The organism is Aeromonas sp. 600276, from assembly GCF_049175815.1.
Classification (GTDB): Bacteria; Pseudomonadota; Gammaproteobacteria; order Enterobacterales; family Aeromonadaceae; genus Aeromonas; species Aeromonas dhakensis.
The window spans coordinates 1-844 of sequence record NZ_JAAKVU010000044.1 but is presented as its reverse complement, the minus strand read 5'-3'; the positions used below and the strand labels follow the sequence as shown (position 1 = coordinate 844).

General features: G+C 48.1%; 1 tRNA gene and 2 rRNA genes. All 3 read left to right on the top strand.

Going from position 1 to position 844, the window contains the following annotated elements:
• Window positions 1-71 (top strand): 16S ribosomal RNA (locus G5134_RS21215); the annotation flags it as partial.
• A gap of 211 nt (window positions 72-282) precedes the next feature.
• A tRNA-Glu gene (locus G5134_RS21210) sits at window positions 283-358 on the top strand.
• 235 nt (window positions 359-593) lie between these two features.
• A 23S ribosomal RNA gene (locus G5134_RS21205) occupies window positions 594-844 on the top strand; the annotation flags it as partial.

The following is an 844-nucleotide window of genomic DNA, read 5'->3' as shown; positions in this document are numbered from 1 at the left end:
TGTGATTCATGACTGGGGTGAAGTCGTAACAAGGTAACCCTAGGGGAACCTGGGGTTGGATCACCTCCTTACCTTAATGATGACGAAGTTGTTGAGTGTTCACACAGATTGCCTTGATTCAAAGTAGTTAGAGCAAAGACCTGGTGCAGTGATGCATCAGCTTCTGTTGTCCAGCCCTCGGGATGGATGAGAGAAAACCTCTTCTGCCGGATAACGGGATGTGAATAGCAGTTTACTGCTACCTGTTGTCTCAGTGCGCAAGCACTGCAAAGCAGACTCGGGGTCCCCTTCGTCTAGAGGCCTAGGACACCGCCCTTTCACGGCGGTAACAGGGGTTCGAATCCCCTAGGGGACGCCACTTCTCTTCTTGCTAACAAGAATGCAGAGTTAAGAACTGATTCTTAACTCTGTTTTCTTCGGCCTCGCGCCGTTGCAAACATGCTCTTTAACAATCTGGAAAGCTGATTTAAAAAGTAGTTCTCAAACATTTGTTACAAGTGCTTTGGAAACTTCTTGGCGAAAACCAAATTTTATTTGGTCCTTGTTGTGCAGCAACTTGAATGCCGTTTCGACGACACTTCTTGGGGTTGTATGGTTAAGTGACTAAGCGTACATGGTGGATGCCTTGGCAGTCAGAGGCGATGAAGGACGTACTAACCTGCGATAAGCCGTGAGCAGTCGGTAAGAGACATTACGACTCACGGATTTCCGAATGGGGAAACCCACTTAGCATAAGCTAGGTATCGCTACGTGAATACATAGCGTAGCGAGGCGAACCGGGAGAACTGAAACATCTAAGTACCCCGAGGAAAAGAAATCAACCGAGATTCCCTCAGTAGCGGCG